Source organism: Furfurilactobacillus sp. WILCCON 0119, from assembly GCF_053471565.1.
In genome coordinates, this window is the sequence record NZ_JBPCCV010000003.1 from 72134 (window position 1) to 89260 (window position 17127).

Consider the following 17127-nt stretch of genomic DNA (forward strand, 5'->3'; position numbering starts at 1 on the left):
AGTAGAAACTCCGGACATCCATCGCTTAACTAAAAGACATCGTGCGTGTGTAAACCGTTTGCCAACGCGATGAACTCGTCTAGTGACAGGCGTTCAGCCCGAATTGACTGTTCAATATTTAATTCAGTTAATGTTTCTGCCATTGCTAATTTTGTTTCATCTGCTTTGCCAAAAATGCTTTGCAAATTGTTCCACAGACTCTTCCGCCGGTGTGCAAAACACCCGCGAATCAGGTGAAACAGCGCGCTTTCACTAAATGGCAACACTGCCAATGGTTCACGTGGCGTTAACGCAACGATGGCTGAATCTACATTGGGTTGAGGAATGAACGCGGTGCGAGGCACCGTGAAGGCCAATTTAGCCTGCATTTTATACTGCACTGCTAACGTCAATGCACCGTAAGCCTTCGTTCCAGGCTTGGCACTCAACCGTTCCGCCACTTCCTTTTGCATCATCACCACGATGGCATCAAAATCAATTGGTGCACTGACGAGTCCCATCAAGATTGGGGTTGTGATGTAATACGGTAGGTTAGCCACCACCTTGACCGTGTGCGCATCCGGCAAGTGTTCGCTAATTGCAGCGGGCAGATCCACTTTAAGGATGTCCGCGTTCACAATTTCAACGTTGTCGTATGGTGACAGCGTGTCAGCCAACACCGGCAATAGCTGCCGGTCAATTTCAAATGCCAGCACACGATTGGCGTTTTTCGCCAGTTGCTCCGTTAATGCCCCGATCCCGGGGCCCACTTCGATCACATCGTCTGCCGGTGTAATGTTAGCTGCTTCCACGATGTTGTGCAAAATGTTGATGTCAGACAAGAAGTTTTGCCCGAGACTCTTTTTCACGGCGATGCCGTAAGTATTCATGATGGCGCGTGTTCGGACAGGGTTTGCAATGTCCGGACGGGTTGCGTGGTTCTTGTCAGTCATGTGTGCTCCTTGAATGTTCCTGTTATGAATGCGTTAACGGTGGCAGACTGGCAACGGCCGCGGTAAAGTCTTGCCGTGACACTTGAAACAACTGCAATCGTTTTAACAACTGCTTTCCGTTGACGTAGCCTAAATTGAGTTGTTCACCCAATTGTTCCCGCCGTTTCCGTGAATCTGGTTGACCAATCAACCCAGCTGCCAATAGATCCGTTTGGTTGATCACTGGTGTAAACGTACTCGACCCCGTTGATAAATGGGCCAGTGCGTCCTTAATCACATCCGGGGTTGCGTGTTCAACGCCCAGACTTCCACCAGCATTTTCTGGTACCCCCTGCTTTTTGGTGATAAACGCGTGCTTTGCCTCGGGCACCGCCGCAGTAATCAGTTTTCGCAGGCGCTCACCGTTGAAATCAGGGTCCGTCATCACAATAACGCCCCGGGTTGCTTGCAACTGCTTAATCTGTGCTAACATCGCTTTATTTAGCGCTGAGCCATTCGTTTCAAACGTGTCAGCGTCCACCGCTTGCAGGATCCGTTTGGTATCGTCCTTGCCCTCAACGACCAGAACTTCTTTAATTTTCGTCATTAATCCTCAATCCCAAAGAACCGATTAGCATTGGCATACGTGTGATCCGCAATGGTTAATGGATCCTCATCACGAAGTTTTGCGATGGCCTGCACCGTAAAAATCACGTTTGCCGGTTCATTTTGTTCACCACGGTGCGGTTCTGGCGTCAGGTATGGGGCATCTGTTTCCACCATCATGGCGTCTAACGGTGTTGCCCGAACTGAATCGTGAACCTCGTGTGCATTTTTAAAACTCGCAACACCCGAGTACGACACGATCATCCCGAGATCAAGGAACCGCTTCAGCCATTCAGGATCACCGTTAAAACTGTGCATTACCCCGCCAACATCACGAATGTCGACAGCCTTTAAAATCTTGTACACGTCTTCAAAGGCGTCGCGATCATGAATGATGACTGGCTTGTGCAAGTCCTTGGCAAGGTTAAGTTGCCGTTCAAAAATCCGTTTTTGATCCGCCACCACTGCGTCTAAATTATCAACGTGATAGTCCAACCCGATTTCACCCAGTGCCATCACGCGGTCATCTTGCAACTGACCAATCATTGTTTCTTCCACAGCATCGTTATAATGAGCCACTTCCTCTGGATGCCAGCCCACCGCCGCCCACATGTTAGCGTGCCGGTGTGCCAGCTCGATTCCGCGTTCATTCAATACTGCGTCCGAGCCAACGTTCATGATTCGGGTGACATGAGATGCGCGCGCATGTTGATCAAACACCGCCACGTTTTCATAAAACGAATCATCATTTAAATGTGTGTGCGAATCAAAAATTTCCATTTGCTTTGTCTCCACTCAGGTAACGACTGGCTAGCCCAGCACGTCCCCGTTATTCAATCCTGCTGGTACTTCAACTAACGTGACCTGACCGTCATGTTCCGTTGATAACAGCATTCCCTGACTGATTTGACCACGCATTTTCCGTGGCTTCAAATTCGTCACGGCCAACACCTTTTTCCCGATCAACGTTTCGTAGTCAGGGTACCATTCGTGAATCCCTGAAAGGATCTGCCGGTTTTGTTGGTCACCCGCATCAAGCCGGAATTGTAACAGCTTGTCAGCACCCTCAACGGGCTTCACGTCGATCACTTCTGCAACCTTGATTTCTGTTTGGTCAAAGTCCTCAAACTTAATCTCTGGTTTCGTTAAGGATAATGTGACGTTTTCTGGTTCCCACTTGGCATCGGCATCGGCAGCCATGGCGGCCCGGCCCTTCTTCTTATCAGACTTAGTCATTTGTGCTTGAATGAAGTCCGTCTCAGCCGCGGCATCTAGGCGGGGGAAGATCGGTGTTCCCTTGGCGATCACCGTACTGCTTGGCAAGTCACCGAAGGTTAACCCCATGATCTGCATGTCTTCTGGTTCCGTTGACAAGCCCAATTGACCCAAGATTTCCTTCGGTGCGTGGGTCATCACTGGTTGTAACAGCAACGCGATCACGCGCAAGCTAGCAACCAAATGGCTCATGGCTGATGCTAGTCGGTCTGCATCACCAGCCTTTTCACCCTTTGCTAACGTCCATGGTTCCGTTTCATCAATGTATTTATTGGTCCGCGCAACCAGTTTCCAAATGGCGGACAGGGCGTCAGCGTAGTGCAAACTTTCCATCAATTCATGGTACTCAGCGATGACCGTCGCTGCCGTTTCCTCTAAGTCAGCATCAGGGCCGTTAACGCCCGCCGCAAACGTTGGCACCGCACCATCATAGTACTTGTTGACCATGGCGACCGTCCGGTTCAACAGGTTCCCCAGGTCGTTTGCCAGATCGTAGTTGACCTTATCGACAAAGTCTTCCGGCGTAAAGTTCCCGTCGTTTCCAAACGGCATGGCCTTAAGCAGGTAGTAACGCAAGGCATCCAAACCGTACCGTTCAACCAGTGTTTCTGGATAGATGACGTTCCCCTTAGACTTACTCATTTTGCTGTCTTTCATTAACAGCCAGCCATGACCGACCACGTGTTGTGGTAACGGAAGGCCCAGTGCATGTAACATGATTGGCCAGTAGATCGTGTGGAATCGGACGATTTCTTTACCAACCATTTGCACGTTTGCTGGCCAGAACTTGTCAAAGTTTGTCTCGTCCTTGCCTGCGTAACCCAACGCCGTAATGTAATTAGAGAGGGCGTCGATCCACACGTAGATCACGTGCTTAGGGTCGGTCCGAACGGGCACACCCCACGAATAACTGGTCCGGGAAACAGAGAGGTCTTCCAAACCAGGTTCCAAGAAGTTTTTCACCATTTCGTTCATCCGCGTACTTGGAATGATGAAATCGGGATGTTCCTTGTAGTAGGTCATCAACCAGTCAGAGTATTTACTCATCTTGAAGAAGTAAGACTCTTCATCCGTCCACACAACGTCGTGACCAGATGGCGCTTTCCCACCCGTAACGTTACCGTCTGCATCATGTTCAACTTCAGCCAGCTGTGATTCCGTGAAAAATTCTTCATCATCCACGGAGTACCAGCCTTCATAACGGCCTTTATAGATATCACCCTGCTTTAATAACCGGTCAAAAATTTCTTGAACGGCGGCTTCATGATCCGCATCCGTTGTCCGAATGAACTTATCGTTACTGATCTCCAGTAATTTCCATAAGTCCTTGATCTGGTCAGCCATGCCGTCAACGTATTCCTTTGGCTGTTTGCCTAAGGAAGCCGCTTTTTCTTCAATTTTTTGGCCGTGTTCGTCCGTCCCGGTCAAGAAGAAGACGTCATTGCCCATTAAGCGACGGTACCGTGCCTCTGCGTCCACCGCAATCGTTGTGTATGAGTTCCCAATGTGCAGCTTCCCTGAAGGGTAATAAATTGGCGTTGTAATGTAATAAGTCGGCTTTTTTTCTGCCATGAAACAATCTTCTCCTTTGATCCGTAAGTGCTGGGCCGCTCAGTGGTTCACCTGGCACCATGACACTTCTTATTAGTCTGAATAAGTATACCATAGCACTTTATGTCGCTTCGCAACTTTCTTGGCCGTAAATGGCTAAAATAAGTCCATCTGTGTCGGGCCCAGTCCAGTAAAGGACAACCCTAACTGATCGCGCAACGTTTCGGCATTTCCGGCCGCATCACGGTGCCCGTTATTATTGAAAATAACGTAAGTATTATCCACCCGTTCGTTTACTGCATTAATTGATTTTGCCAGTGCAGCGAGTTCGTCGTCAGAGTAGTGATAATTCGTTCGCTCCGTTTGCCAGCCACCCTCACGGTTCAACCAGCCCCGCCGATTTTGCCCATGAAGGCGAAAGTAGGCCGCACTGGGTGTTGTGACCGCAGGGGTAAACGGGACGCCCTGATTGCCATCAAACGGTTCATCCGCGATGACATACGTGAGGTTCAAACTGGTCAAATAATCAAGCACATCCTGGCTAAGTCCGCTAGCATACCAACTTGGATCACGAAATTCAACGGCAACCGGTAACGTTCCCATTCGTTCACGAACCTCACGCAGATAGCGAATGTGGTCGACCGTCCGCGTGAAGAACGGCGGAAACTGAAATAGCACCGTGGCTAGTTTCCCCGCCTTAACCAAGGGGGCAACGGCCTGGCGAAACTGAGTAAATGTTTGCCAGCGTTCACTGTCGCTCACCGGTTCATTTCGATCATCATGGTGTGTCATCACCTGGTGCGCTTTTAAGATGTACTGAAATCCGTCTGGTGCTTGGTGGGCCCACTTAGTTACCGTACTCACGCTAGGAACCCCGTAAAACGGTGTATCCAGTTCAACCAACGGAAACACACCCACGTATTCATCAAACCGAACTGGGCGATCTTCATCATGGATCAAGTGCGGATGACGCGTCCACGTTGATAAACCAATTGTAATCATTTTGCTTCCCCCTCGACTAAAAATGAGTGTTAAAGAAAAGCAATCAATCTCCCGAAACTTGGGAAGTTGATTGCTTTGATTTAAGCGGAATGCCGTGGCCGTTGGCGCAGGTTATTAACGATCCCCCTGCGTCGCAACCCCTCTTCGTGCATTCGACTGCCCTAACAAGCTTATTTAAACTGCCGGACAACGCTTGATTCCTCTTCGGAAAGCTGATGCCCCTGAAGAGTACTGATCAAGGCTAGTCCTTGTCGCCGGTAGTTGCCGCGGATGCCAGAAAATGACCAGCTAATCACCGCAAACAGCATTGTGACAACACCAGCATTTGTCCGTGACATTGCAACACCAAACAGCATTGCTTGTTGTGCACCGAAGAACACCTGCCACGCACCGTAAAACATTAGGAAATCAAACAGCAACTGAAATCGGTTCATCCACCGCATTTGTGCAAGTAGGTTCCCCAAACGGGCAAACACATCTTCTCGTGTCATTTCTGTCACCCACCTTTCATCTTAATTACATTAATTGTAAGAAACCTAACTTAAAAACGCAATTGATTTAGCCTCGGAGCGCTTGGAAAAAGTCGGTGGCGTCACCTTGGTACTGAGCAGTTACATCACCCGCTGTAATGGGTTCATTGTTCACAACAACTAACTTAGCAGTCGGTTGGCGGTAGTTGATCAACCCTGCAAACGGATACACCCGAAATGACGTGCCCACGATAACCAATAGATCCGCTGCTTCAACGGCCTGAACGGAGCGCCGTAAGACGTCATCGGCAATGCCTTCGCCGTACAACACGATGTCCGGGCGAATCACCCCATGATCAGGTTCATGAATCATGGACGTTAAGTAATCCTGCCAGGCAATTGGCGCCTGATCAACCGTGCAGAAACAACGGTACAGGTTGCCATGAAATTCAACCACCTGCTCATTTTTGGCGCGGCGATCCAAATTATCCACGTTCTGGGTGATCAATGACGCCCGCCCCTGATTGCATAAATCTGCGATCACTTCATGGATCACGTTTGGCTGGGCCTCTGGAAAGTACATATTATCCTTTACAAAGGCGTACAGAAGCTCAGGTTGGTTCACCAAACAATCATGGCTCAGCAAATACTCAGGCGGTAAGCCGTGAAATTTATCCGCGTACAGGCCGGTTTTAGACCGATAATCCGGAATCCCTGAGGCCGTTGACACTCCGGCCCCCGTCATAAACGTAATGTGGTTTGCTTCGTCAAATAACTGGCGAAGCGCCTCACTCATTTCCGCTGCCATGAATGTGCCCCCTTTTATCAATTAATCACGAACACTGTATGCAATGTGCTGCTGTTCCAAAAAGTCTTTGACCGTCATGTCATAAATGCCTTTAAAGTAGCTTGCCCCTTCATCGTCTGCTTGCGCAGGTGGTGTTAAGACAAACGCATTTTGGCGATCAGAACGATTTAACCCCACATAGGCGCGTTCACCCGTGGCCTTGTTTTGCAGGTCGGAATGGAAGACCTCAAATAATTGCCGAACCTCTAGACGTAACTGCCGGTCACTCAGAACACTTGTCACGGAGGTGAAGGCCGTACTGTTCAACGCTGGTAGACCCCAATCCGTCAGCTGATCATCAAACGCTTTGAACAGTTTAACCAATGCCCGCCGCATGCCAAATGGACTAGTTACTGGTTTTTCCGTGATGGTGGCAAATAACTTTTGGGCAGCCGCAAATGTTAGTGGGAAGTTTGTTTGTAACTCATCTTCATGGTCGCTAATGGCGTCACCAAAGAACACAAGCGCGTCTAACATCACCAGTAACCGCAGCGCATTCTGATCGTCATCACGCTTCCCAGTTTCTGGTTCAACCGTCGCAAAGATTCCGTCGTAATACTGACTCTTAACGGTATCATCAATCAAATCATGCCCCGCCAAGGCTGGGAAAATCACCATGTGATTTGCAATGTTGTACAGCTGGGTGGTTAATGCCATCAGCTGTGTATCCAGTGCCTCATCGCCCAGCGTCAGATTAAAGTACACCTGTGGAAAACCCTGAAGCAACAGCAGTAGATGGGTTAATTCATGCGCCGCTGAGTACTGTGGTGCGGTGATGTCGTCCACCCAAATCAACAGGCGATCCTTCAACACATGTTGTTGAACCTGATCATCGCGCACGTAACCGGCATGATGATCCCCAAATTGAACCATCACGGTTCCGGGAAACAGGTCGTTAACTTGATCCAGCAATGCCTGGACCGCTGGTGTTAGTTTAATGTCTGCCATAAAAAGCTCCTTTTTAATGTTCATTCAGTCGTAATGACTTCTCCTTGACTAATCAGACGATTCCGTCTTATTTAACCTTGCCACGATGGCTGTTGCCAACGCCGCTGACGGATGCTCATGTTCCTGTAATTCCGTAACAACGAGTGGCACTTGGGCAACCGTTGCGCCCGCCGCCACCGCTAAATTGCGGTACTGAAGGCGCATGTGTCCTTGCTGAATCCCCTCGCTCACTAACGCCCGTAACGCGGCCAAATTTTGTGCAAGCCCGACCGCAACGGCCACCTGATTCAGTTCAGAGACGGTCGTTACGTCAACCACCTGGCGATTGACCGTTGCTAACGGCAACGATGCGGTTGCCCCGCCAACTAGGCCGAGGTGCATGGGCATGGTCACCCGACCATGTAATTCATTGCCAACCACCTGCCACTGGCTTAACCCACGGTACTGACCATCACGGGCCGCGTACGCATGGGCACTGGCCTCAACAGCACGCCAATCGTTTCCGGTTGCCATGACCACTGCGTCCACGCCGTTCATCAGCCCCTTATTATGGGTCGTTGCCCGGCTAACGTCTAATTGGGCAATGCGGCTGGCCGCCTCGATGCGTTGGGCCACAGCTAAACCATCCGTTGCGTTCCCTTTGGCAAGGTCAGCAACCGGCACCGTTGCCGTCATGGTCACAACGTTGGCCTGCCCGTCATTTGCCAAAATTGCCATGACCGGATGGTGTTTCAGCACGTCCTGTAAATGGTGGCCAAGGGCTTCTAACATACTGTTCATCACGTTAGCCCCCATGGCCGCCCCGGTATCAACGAAAAGGTCAACGCTAACGAACCCCTCGCCTAATCCACGAACTGCTAACCGTTTCGCACCACCACCATGACGCTTGATCGATGGATGGGCGGCATCCGCTAAGGCCAATAATGCCGGCGTCGTTGCCGTAACCACCCGCTCAATCTCAGCGACCGTCACCGTTTGAAACACAACTTGGCCCATCAGCAGGTTCGTCACTTGCTGTCCGTGCATCCCCTGACCTGTACTGGTCATTTTACCACCATAACTTGCAGCCGCCACAACGGACGGTTCCTCCGTCACCATGGGAACCATGTAGTCACGGCCATTAAGCCGAATACCGGCTGCCAACCCCGTTGGCAACCGGTAACTTGTTAGATAGTTTTCAATTAGCAGTGCTTCTCTTTCGCTCGCACTGTCTGCCACTTCTTGCCGCTGCATTGCTGTGAGCGTCCCAACCTCGGTGGCTAGATCGACCCGTTCCTGCCATGTTAGGTTGCGAACGTTTGCAAACCGTTTATCCACAAGGGCCTCCTCCTTACTGTTGATACTGTGGGCGTTGACTGACGTACTCTGAGACCAGTCCTTCACGCACACCACTTTCCGAGAAAATCACCCGGTCCGAATCAAGTAATTGCAGTAATTCAACCAGTGGCAGCATGCCACCAACGATAATGTCTGCCCGGTCGTACTCAAGCCCGTCAATTCCTTGACGTTGCTTGTTATTTTTTGAAATCAATTCATCAAACGTGTCAAACACCGTTTCCGTTTTTAACCGGTAGCCGTGAATGTCTTCGACCCGAACCATTTTCTGCGCCTTTCGGTTGATTCGTGCCAATGTCCGGTTAGCCCCGCCCAACAACACAATCGGTAAATGCATCGCTGCGCTCAGCCACCAGATGTCTTGGAGCCGTTTCCGAACAAAGACCTGACCAGAAAACAAGTTTCCGGCCGTAATCACATCGCCAAAATGGAATTGCTCAGATAAGTTGACCGCACCAAACGGAACGCTGATGAGATTTTTTGCCTTTCGGTTGACCACGTGGATCAACTCGCAACTGGCCCCACCCGTGTCTAAAATCACGCAATCATCCAGTGGGAGCGCGTTAACAGCCCCTAAAAAATCATAGTACGCCTCGTCATCACCTGACAGGACTTGTAGGTTAATGCCTGCTTCATGTTTGACCCGGGCCAAAAAATCGGCCTGATTGACCGCCTGCCGAACCGCCGCCGTTGTGATCGCCCGAACGGTCAAATTCGGCAACCCAGCGTAGAGCCCCTTAAAGCTATTCATTGCCTTAATGGTTCGGTCCATGGCCACCTTTGTTAACTTTTTTTCTGGGCCCATGCCCTCCGAAATCCGCGTGTCTTCTTTGACTCGCTTGACCTCTTTAAAACTGCCATCACTTTCGATTTGGGTGATTCCCATTCGCACCGAATTGGAACCCAGATCCACAATTGCTAAATTTTCCATGTCTGCTTTGCCTCGCTCATTTCGTCCACAGTCTGTCTATTAGCCAGTTCCTCGTGGTTAGCGTTGTGTAAAGTAGTTGATCCCCATTGCGTCACGAACTTCTGTCAGTGTGGCGTTGGCCACTTCGTTTGCGTGAGCGGACCCTTCTTCAAGGACCTGGTAAACGTAATCCATGTTGGCCGCAAATTCTGCGCGGCGTGTGCGGATGGGTGCGAGTGTTGCTTCCAATACTTCGTTTAAGTACCGTTTGATCTTCACATCACCCAGACCGCCAGCTTGATATTCGGCCTTTAAATCAGCAACATGGGCCTTATCAGGATCGAAGATGTCTAGGTAGGTGAACACCGTGTTGCCCTCAACGTGGCCGGGATCACTGACCTTAATGTGCTCAGGATCTGTGTACATGGACATAACTTTTTTCGTCACCGTATCCGCATCATCTGATAGATAGATGGCGTTTCCAAGTGATTTACTCATCTTGGCGTTCCCGTCAAGACCAGGGATCCGGCCTTCACCCTTTGGTGGAAAGACGCCTTGTGGTTCAACTAAGATGTCCTTGTTGTACGCATTGTTAAACGAACGCACCAGTTCACGGGCCTGTTCCAGCATTGGCTCCTGGTCGTCACCAACAGGAACCGTTGTGGCCTTAAACGCCGTGATGTCAGCTGTTTGGCTCACGGGATACGTTAAAAAACCGGCCGGAATGCTTTGACCAAACCCTTTTTGAGCAATTTCTGTTTTAACCGTTGGGTTCCGTTCCAACCGTGCTAACGTCACCAAATTCATGTAAATCATCGTCAGCTCGTTTAGAGCCGGAATCTGTGACTGGACAAGGATCGTTGATTTTTTCGGGTCAATTCCCACGGCAAGGTAGTCTAACGTCACTTCCGTCAAACTCTTCCGAATCTTTTCAGGATCGCGCGCGTTGTCCGTTAGGGCCTGCATGTCCGCGATCATAACAAACGTCTCGTAGTCCCCAGAATTTTGAAGAGCCACCCGGTTTCTCAACGACCCCACGTAATGCCCAATATGTAACTTACCGGTTGGCCGGTCACCCGTTAAAATAATTTTTTTTGCTGTCATCTTTTAGCATCCTCCTCAAAAATTTACAAACACAAACCACGAAAAAACCGCCCAATGAATGAACCCCGTTTACATTAATAAACGGTTCATTGCATAGGACGGTTACCCGCGGTGCCACCTAAATTGATCACTGTTGATTTCCAAGACAATCCCCGGTCCAACAACGATCCCCTTCATTATTAGCATGATTTAACTTCATCAGTTACGGCACACAAACGCCCACTTCGCGACCACTGGTTGTCTCTCAACACCACAACCTTGCTGTTGTTGGTCCTACTATACGTTGCCACCTTCAGGTAAAGTAACCGATAAATTAAGTATAACGGCTTTTTAAAAGCCTGTCAAAACCCATCGTGCCGCGTCATCGAACTGTAATGCAACATCATTGACAGGCACCGCTTTGGCGCCTAAAATTGTTGAAGCTTGTGGGTCTGATCCCCACACCACGGTACGTTTAACCACCACCGGTGACGCATAGCTGTCCTGGTGGTGCTTTTCACGTCCCATTGTCGTCACTCACACCTTCAGGAGGGCCATGGAATGGAAAACAAAGATCGTCAGCAAGAACAACAACGTGTTGATCACGTCATGGCTGAAATTGACCGACAACTCACAGAAAGTGAAAAGCAGTTGACCCGCGCGCATGATGAAACAAGCGCCATTCAAAAAAACTACGCGGATAATGCGTCGGTCAATACGTTTGAAATCGATGACGCCATGGAAACGAACGCACAGCTGCAACAACAGCGGCAGTTAGTATACCTTGCCGTCACAAATGAAACCACGATCAGACAGCAACTCGGAAACCTTCAGGAGCTTCACGCCTCACCTTACTTTGGCCGAATCGACATTCGCGATGCTGGTGACACAAGCGACGAATCACTCTACATCGGTACCTTCTCGCTCACTGACCCTGAACAAAATTTCCTCGTTTACGATTGGCGGGCCCCCATTGCCAGTATCTACTACAACGGTACGTTGGGCGATGTGACTTACACAACGCCAGCCGGTCCCCAACACACCACGTTGAACAAAAAACGCCAGTTCACCATTCAAAATGGTCAGATCAAAAACATGTTTGATACCAACGAGACGGTGGGCGACGAAATGCTTCAGGCGGTTCTTGGTCAGCAAAACGACGCCGTGATGCAAAACATTGTTGCAACGATCCAAAAGGAACAAAACGATATCATCCGTGATACACGGTCCGACTTACTTGTCGTTCAGGGCGTGGCTGGTTCTGGGAAAACGTCCGCCATTTTGCAACGAATTGCGTTTCTGCTTTACCACAGTCGTAACGGCGGCGGCAGCGAACTGCAAGCCGATCAAATGGTGCTCTTTTCGCCCAACCGCCTGTTCAGTCACTACATTTCAGAGGTGCTTCCTAGTCTTGGTGAACGCAACATGCGGCAGGTCACCCTGGCCGAATTCCTTAGTCACCGATTGCAGGGCATCACCGTCCAAAGTTTGTTCGAACGCTACGAGGCCGACGCACAACACATCAATCCCGTTACACCTGACGTGCGTGACTATCTTGAAAGCACACAATTAGTCGATGACGTGACGGCTTACAGTCACCGGATCGGCACTGGCAACTTAAAGTTTGCAGACATCTTATTAGACGGGCGTCTCTTCTTCACAAAGGAAGCAATTGCGGCCATTTACGCTGACCAGCCCGAAAACGCGGCGACCGCTGACCGGTTCTTAGCCACTAAAAACGTGCTGATCAAACAGTTAAAGGCGCGGATTCGGACCGATGCCAAGGAAGATTGGGTGCGCACTGAGCTGGACACCCTTGATGAGGAACACTATCACGATCTCCTCATTAACCACGACGGAAAGTTTAAAACGCTTGATGCAGAAATTGCCTACGCCAGTCGCGAAATTGTTCGCCGCCGGTACCGCACCATCTACGACGCCCTTTACAATAACTACTTTCTGGATATTTACCGTCAGTACGACCACTTCTTAGAAACGGTGACCCCAACGACTGTCACAACGGCCAACTGGGCAAAGCACCGTCAGGACGTGGCAATGGCCGTTGAGTACCACCAGTTAGGGCTAAGTGACGCAGCACCACTCCTCTTTTTACGGGACTTCATTACCGGTGGTGGTCAAAATCGCGGCATCGCCTACATCTTTGTCGACGAAATGCAGGACTATTCTTTGGCACAAATGTGCTACCTGCACCATGCCTTTCCACGGGCTAAGTTTACGTTACTTGGGGACAGTGAGCAGGCCCTCTTTAATCCGCTTCAAGAACCACACGTATTAATGGACCGGTTGGCTGAAGCCTTTAACGCGAAACGACCAAACCTCATTTCATTGAACCGTAGTTACCGGTCGACGCTGCCCATCACCAATTTTGCTAAGGACCTTCTCCCGGATGGTGATCAAATTCAGGCCTTTAACCGTCCGGGCGATTTGCCCCGAATTTTATTGCGGTATAATGAAGTCGACGCCCTAGAGGCCACATTAAGTTCTGCCGAGGCCGAGCTGGCTGAATTTGGCACCGTCGCCGTTTTAACGAAGGATTTTGCGGATGCACGTAACGTTTATCAATCACTCCACGGACATGTGCCTGTGACCCTGCTCAATGATGCGGATCGAACACTTCCACAAGGCGTGGTTGTCCTTCCCGTGTACCTTGCGAAGGGATTGGAGTTTGACGCGGTCATTGCTTACGATGTTTCTCATGATACTTACCCAGATGAATCATCCATCGGCGCGTTATACACCATTGCCTCCCGGGCCATGCACCATCTGGTGTTAATTAGTGTCGGTGAAGCCAGTCCACTGATCACGGGGGTGACCCCTGAATTATTATCCATCGAGCACGAATTGTCATAACCACATTTACGGTGCAAAAGTCACCGTAAATTAGAAAGAGGCCCTTATGAAACTAGATTTTTCCGTCGCTGTCCACAGTTTGCTTTACCTGGATGAACACAGTCCCCGCAAGGTTACGAGCGCTGAACTGGCCAAATCATTACACTTGAATCCCGTCATGATTCGCAACATTCTGTCCGTTCTTCATAAACAGGGCTACATTGAGGGATCAGTGGGCAAAAACGGTGGCTATCTGCTTCATCAAGCCCTTTCCAGCATGAACGTTGGTGATCTTTACGACCTAACGATTCCACCAACCATCAGTTATGCGCGCTTTATTACCGGCGATTCAAAGGGCTTAGCCAAGGCCACGCCTGATACTAACGACATCTCAGCGAATATTAGTGAGACCCTGACCGACCTTTTTACCTTAGCCGACGCAGACTACCGTAAGTTCTACCACCGGTTTACCATGACCGATCTTAAAGAAGACATGACCAACCACGGCCACTTTACGCGGCTGACTGAAGATAAATAACGTGCTAATAAACAAAAATCGTGCTCACTAAAGTGAGCACGATTTTTAATTGTTTTTAACTGCCGCATGTTGGCGCGCCAGCGTCCACCGAAGGAGCAGTGGCGCCACCAACGTTGCCAACACGATGACGAAAATCATGTCTACATACAGGCCACGCGCCAACAAGTGGGCGTTGAACCCAATTTGTGCGGTAATCAAGGCCATTTCGCCGCGGGCAATCATCCCGGTTCCCACAACCTGACTACTTGGCCGGTCAAAACCAGTCAGGCGGGCACCGATTTCCCCACCCAACCATTTTGTCAAAACGGCCAAAATGGTCATTAATAAGATGAATGGTAATGAATCAACAAAGTGCGTAAACGAAACGTTTAGGCCAATGCTAACGAAAAATACGGGGACAAAAAAGGCGTTACTGATTGGCTCAATGTGATCATCAATCGCTTGTTTAACCGGTGTTTGGGCCACTGCAATTCCAGCAAAGAAGGCGCCAATCGCCCCAGACAGCCCCACGAGTTCGGCTAACGCCGCCATTCCTAAACAAATGACCACGGCTGTGACTGTCCGGGCTGTCGGGATCAGTAATCGTTCACTCAGACGCATTAGCAGCGGTGCAATCCACCGAACTAGCAAATACGCACCCACAAAAAACGCCGCCTGAAAGACCAACTGAACGCCCAGGCTGTTTGAGGCCCCATGTGTTGCCCCACCAATCAGTGACACCATCAAACTTAGTAACAGCACACCTAAGATGTCATCGGCAACGGCTGCACCCAAAATGGTTGCCCCTTCACGTGAATCCAACGCGTTAAATTCACGCAGGACCACCACGGAAATACTGACCGAAGTTGCGGAGAAGACGACGCCAATGAAGAGAGCCTCCGTCCAACCATACCCAAACAGGAAGCTCGTCGCCCCCATTAAGGCAACTGGCAAGATGACCCCGCACACCGCGACCGCCAATGCAGGCCGCAGATACTTTCGAAGCCGACCTAAATCACTTTCAAGTCCCGCCATAAACATCAGTAAAATAACACCAATGTTTGCAAACTGGGTTAAGACAAGTGATTCATGAACCCACCCGAGAACCCCCGGGCCAACCACAATCCCAATCAATAGTTCACCAATGACCGCTGGAATCCCGATCCGCGCCGACAAGTGCCCTGCAAGTGTCGTCGCTACCAGAATTAAAATCAGTGTGCCAATAAACGCCATTAACTTTACGACTCCTTTATTCGGATGTCTGCCACATCACCCGGTTCCAAGTTCAACTCGTCATTAAAACGGACCCTAACTTGCATTCCATTATAATACGGATCTACTCCACCAGTCACCTTTAAGGAACCCATCACCAACCGGTAAATGCAAAGAATTTGCTTTCACAGCGACCCTCAGCGCCACAAAAAAGCCTGATTACAAACGCCCTTGTAAAAGGCCATTTGTAATCAGGCTTACTTGTTAACAACTATAAATACACTAGATCTGACGCCGGTGTTGGGTACGCCATGATGACATCGTCGAGCGTTAGGTGTTTGTTAACCACTAACGTTAGGTAATTGATCATCTCGTCCGCTAAATTGCTAAGGACCGTTGCCCCAACAATTTGCCCCTGGGCATTCGTAACCACTTTGGCCTGTGCCGTGGCCTCCTCAATTCGCTGATACGTGTACCAGTGCGTCATATCAAGCGTTGTGACCCGTAATGTATCGTCGGCCTGTGCAGTCGGAATGGCTACACCCACTGCCGCAAGCTTGGGTGCCCCAAAGACTACGGTTGGAATTGCTGGATATGAAATTGGTGCCGTGGTGGCACCCGTTAACTCACCGACTAAATAGCGGGCGTCAAATCCGGCAACCGGCGTTAGTTTGGGCTCGTCACGCTTTGCCACAACATCTCCCAGTGCATAAATCTGTGGATTAGTTGTCTGTAAATGGTCGTTAACAACCACCCCATGCCGATTTGCTTCAACACCCACAGCGTCAAGGTTCAACGTGTCCACATTAGGAATCCGGCCCGTAGCCCCAACAATGGCATCCGTAGTTAATTCAAACCCGTCCGCCGCGGTCAGTGTCAGCCCATCATCTGTCGCGGTAACAGCTTCAACAGCAATGTTCATGTCAAAGTGAACGCCTGCCGCCGTCAACTGCGCCACTAAATCATCCGCAAGATCTGCATCAAAGGCCCTTAACGGCCGATCATTATGCAAAACGACGTGAACATCTGCCCCGGCCGCATTAGCGATGTCAGCGAGTTCAAAGGCAATGTACCCGCCGCCGATAAACGTCACTCGGTTTGGCAGCGTCTGCCAGTTTAAAAAGTCCGTACTGGTCTGGATGTGGTCTGCACCGGGAATTGTGAGCCGGGCTGGTCGTTGACCGGTTGCTAAGGTAATCGTCTTGGCGCTCACCGTTTCGGTCCCCACCTGGACAGTGCCATCTGCATTGAACTGTGCGTGCCCGTTCAGGGTCGTCGCACCGCTTTGCTGAAGACCTGCAAGGGTTCCCGTGGGAACAGTTGAAGTGTAAGCCGTCTTTTTGGCCATTAAATCAGTCCAGTTGATGGTGGGCACACCGGTTAAACCGTGGCCCGCCATCTGTTCTGCGGCACGTTTAGCTTCCACAGCGGCTAACAAGATTTTCTTTGGATCACAGCCTCTGTTTGGACACGTTCCTCCCCACAGATTTTCCTCAACAATCGCCACTTGCTGGCCCGCTGAGGCGAGCCCCTCAGCTAACGCAAGCCCACCTGGGCCACCGCCAATTACTAACTGATCAAATGAAGTCATTCCCATCATCCTTTCTGTT

16 protein-coding genes are annotated in these 17127 nt (G+C 50.1%); 2 read left to right on the forward strand and 14 right to left on the reverse strand.

From position 1 onward, the window contains the following. Positions 1 to 29: 29 nt before the first annotated feature. The 12 genes from rsmA to ACRYI5_RS05925 form a co-directional block, all read right to left on the reverse strand. The gene (gene rsmA, locus ACRYI5_RS05870) at positions 30 to 932 is read right to left on the reverse strand and encodes a 16S rRNA (adenine(1518)-N(6)/adenine(1519)-N(6))-dimethyltransferase RsmA (protein WP_407879043.1); all 903 of its coding nucleotides are present in this window, start codon (positions 930 to 932) and stop codon (positions 30 to 32) included. Positions 933 to 954: 22 nt separating this feature from the next. After that, complete coding sequence (gene rnmV, locus ACRYI5_RS05875; protein ID WP_448224606.1) at positions 955 to 1518, reverse strand: ribonuclease M5; 564 nt, start codon at positions 1516 to 1518, stop codon at positions 955 to 957. Continuing rightward, positions 1518 to 2297, reverse strand: coding sequence for a TatD family hydrolase (locus ACRYI5_RS05880; protein WP_407879040.1), 780 nt, complete (start codon positions 2295 to 2297; stop codon positions 1518 to 1520). The genes rnmV and ACRYI5_RS05880 overlap by 1 nt, the downstream gene beginning before the upstream one ends. A 30-nt stretch (positions 2298 to 2327) precedes the next feature. Then, positions 2328 to 4364, reverse strand: coding sequence for a methionine--tRNA ligase (gene metG / locus ACRYI5_RS05885; protein WP_407879038.1), 2037 nt, complete (start codon positions 4362 to 4364; stop codon positions 2328 to 2330). Positions 4365 to 4499: 135 nt separating this feature from the next. Next, complete coding sequence (locus tag ACRYI5_RS05890; RefSeq protein WP_407879036.1) at positions 4500 to 5345, reverse strand: DUF72 domain-containing protein; 846 nt, start codon at positions 5343 to 5345, stop codon at positions 4500 to 4502. A gap of 170 nt (positions 5346 to 5515) precedes the next feature. Further along, positions 5516 to 5836, reverse strand: coding sequence for a hypothetical protein (locus ACRYI5_RS05895; protein WP_407879034.1), 321 nt, complete (start codon positions 5834 to 5836; stop codon positions 5516 to 5518). A 67-nt stretch (positions 5837 to 5903) separates the two neighbouring features. After that, positions 5904 to 6623, reverse strand: coding sequence for an NAD-dependent protein deacylase (locus ACRYI5_RS05900; RefSeq protein ID WP_448224607.1), 720 nt, complete (start codon positions 6621 to 6623; stop codon positions 5904 to 5906). 21 nt (positions 6624 to 6644) lie between these two features. Continuing rightward, on the reverse strand, positions 6645 to 7610 hold the full coding sequence (locus ACRYI5_RS05905; protein ID WP_407879030.1) for an IpaB/EvcA family protein: 966 nt from the start codon (positions 7608 to 7610) through the stop codon (positions 6645 to 6647). A 48-nt stretch (positions 7611 to 7658) separates the two neighbouring features. Then, positions 7659 to 8927 carry a hydroxymethylglutaryl-CoA reductase, degradative gene (locus ACRYI5_RS05910; RefSeq protein ID WP_448224608.1) on the reverse strand — a complete coding sequence of 423 codons (1269 nt, stop codon included), beginning with the start codon at positions 8925 to 8927 and terminating at the stop codon, positions 7659 to 7661. 13 nt (positions 8928 to 8940) lie between these two features. Beyond that, a complete protein-coding gene (locus ACRYI5_RS05915; protein ID WP_407879026.1) occupies positions 8941 to 9876 on the reverse strand; it encodes a Ppx/GppA phosphatase family protein in 936 nt (311 codons plus the stop codon). Between the two features lie 57 nt (positions 9877 to 9933). Then, the gene (gene trpS / locus ACRYI5_RS05920) at positions 9934 to 10959 is read right to left on the reverse strand and encodes a tryptophan--tRNA ligase (protein WP_448224609.1); all 1026 of its coding nucleotides are present in this window, start codon (positions 10957 to 10959) and stop codon (positions 9934 to 9936) included. A gap of 330 nt (positions 10960 to 11289) precedes the next feature. Next, positions 11290 to 11475: a hypothetical protein gene (locus ACRYI5_RS05925; protein ID WP_448224610.1), complete on the reverse strand. Its 186-nt coding sequence runs from the start codon at positions 11473 to 11475 to the stop codon at positions 11290 to 11292. 24 nt (positions 11476 to 11499) lie between these two features. On the opposite strand from ACRYI5_RS05925, the gene helD reads away from it, so the two are divergent. Then, positions 11500 to 13809 carry an RNA polymerase recycling motor HelD gene (gene helD / locus ACRYI5_RS05930; RefSeq protein WP_448224611.1) on the forward strand — a complete coding sequence of 770 codons (2310 nt, stop codon included), beginning with the start codon at positions 11500 to 11502 and terminating at the stop codon, positions 13807 to 13809. A gap of 46 nt (positions 13810 to 13855) precedes the next feature. Continuing rightward, on the forward strand, positions 13856 to 14326 hold the full coding sequence (locus tag ACRYI5_RS05935; protein WP_448224612.1) for an Rrf2 family transcriptional regulator: 471 nt from the start codon (positions 13856 to 13858) through the stop codon (positions 14324 to 14326). A 45-nt stretch (positions 14327 to 14371) separates the two neighbouring features. On the opposite strand, the gene ACRYI5_RS05940 is transcribed toward ACRYI5_RS05935, so the two are convergent. Beyond that, positions 14372 to 15538: a cation:proton antiporter gene (locus ACRYI5_RS05940; protein WP_448224613.1), complete on the reverse strand. Its 1167-nt coding sequence runs from the start codon at positions 15536 to 15538 to the stop codon at positions 14372 to 14374. Between the two features lie 250 nt (positions 15539 to 15788). Continuing rightward, positions 15789 to 17108 (reverse strand): dihydrolipoyl dehydrogenase family protein, encoded by a 1320-nt coding sequence (locus tag ACRYI5_RS05945; RefSeq protein ID WP_407879016.1) that lies wholly within the window; start codon positions 17106 to 17108, stop codon positions 15789 to 15791. Between the last annotated feature and the right edge of the window lie 19 nt (positions 17109 to 17127).

Coding starts and splice junctions, on each gene's coding strand:
- rsmA (WP_407879043.1), bottom strand. CDS start 932: ATGACTGACAAGAACCACGCAACCCGTCCGGACATTGCAAACCCTGTC.
- rnmV (WP_448224606.1), bottom strand. CDS start 1,518: ATGACGAAAATTAAAGAAGTTCTGGTCGTTGAGGGCAAGGACGATACC.
- ACRYI5_RS05880 (WP_407879040.1), bottom strand. CDS start 2,297: ATGGAAATTTTTGATTCGCACACACATTTAAATGATGATTCGTTTTAT.
- metG (WP_407879038.1), bottom strand. CDS start 4,364: ATGGCAGAAAAAAAGCCGACTTATTACATTACAACGCCAATTTATTAC.
- ACRYI5_RS05890 (WP_407879036.1), bottom strand. CDS start 5,345: ATGATTACAATTGGTTTATCAACGTGGACGCGTCATCCGCACTTGATC.
- ACRYI5_RS05895 (WP_407879034.1), bottom strand. CDS start 5,836: ATGACACGAGAAGATGTGTTTGCCCGTTTGGGGAACCTACTTGCACAA.
- ACRYI5_RS05900 (WP_448224607.1), bottom strand. CDS start 6,623: ATGGCAGCGGAAATGAGTGAGGCGCTTCGCCAGTTATTTGACGAAGCA.
- ACRYI5_RS05905 (WP_407879030.1), bottom strand. CDS start 7,610: ATGGCAGACATTAAACTAACACCAGCGGTCCAGGCATTGCTGGATCAA.
- ACRYI5_RS05915 (WP_407879026.1), bottom strand. CDS start 9,876: ATGGAAAATTTAGCAATTGTGGATCTGGGTTCCAATTCGGTGCGAATG.
- trpS (WP_448224609.1), bottom strand. CDS start 10,959: ATGACAGCAAAAAAAATTATTTTAACGGGTGACCGGCCAACCGGTAAG.
- helD (WP_448224611.1), top strand. CDS start 11,500: ATGGAAAACAAAGATCGTCAGCAAGAACAACAACGTGTTGATCACGTC.
- ACRYI5_RS05935 (WP_448224612.1), top strand. CDS start 13,856: ATGAAACTAGATTTTTCCGTCGCTGTCCACAGTTTGCTTTACCTGGAT.
- ACRYI5_RS05940 (WP_448224613.1), bottom strand. CDS start 15,538: ATGGCGTTTATTGGCACACTGATTTTAATTCTGGTAGCGACGACACTT.
- ACRYI5_RS05945 (WP_407879016.1), bottom strand. CDS start 17,108: ATGACTTCATTTGATCAGTTAGTAATTGGCGGTGGCCCAGGTGGGCTT.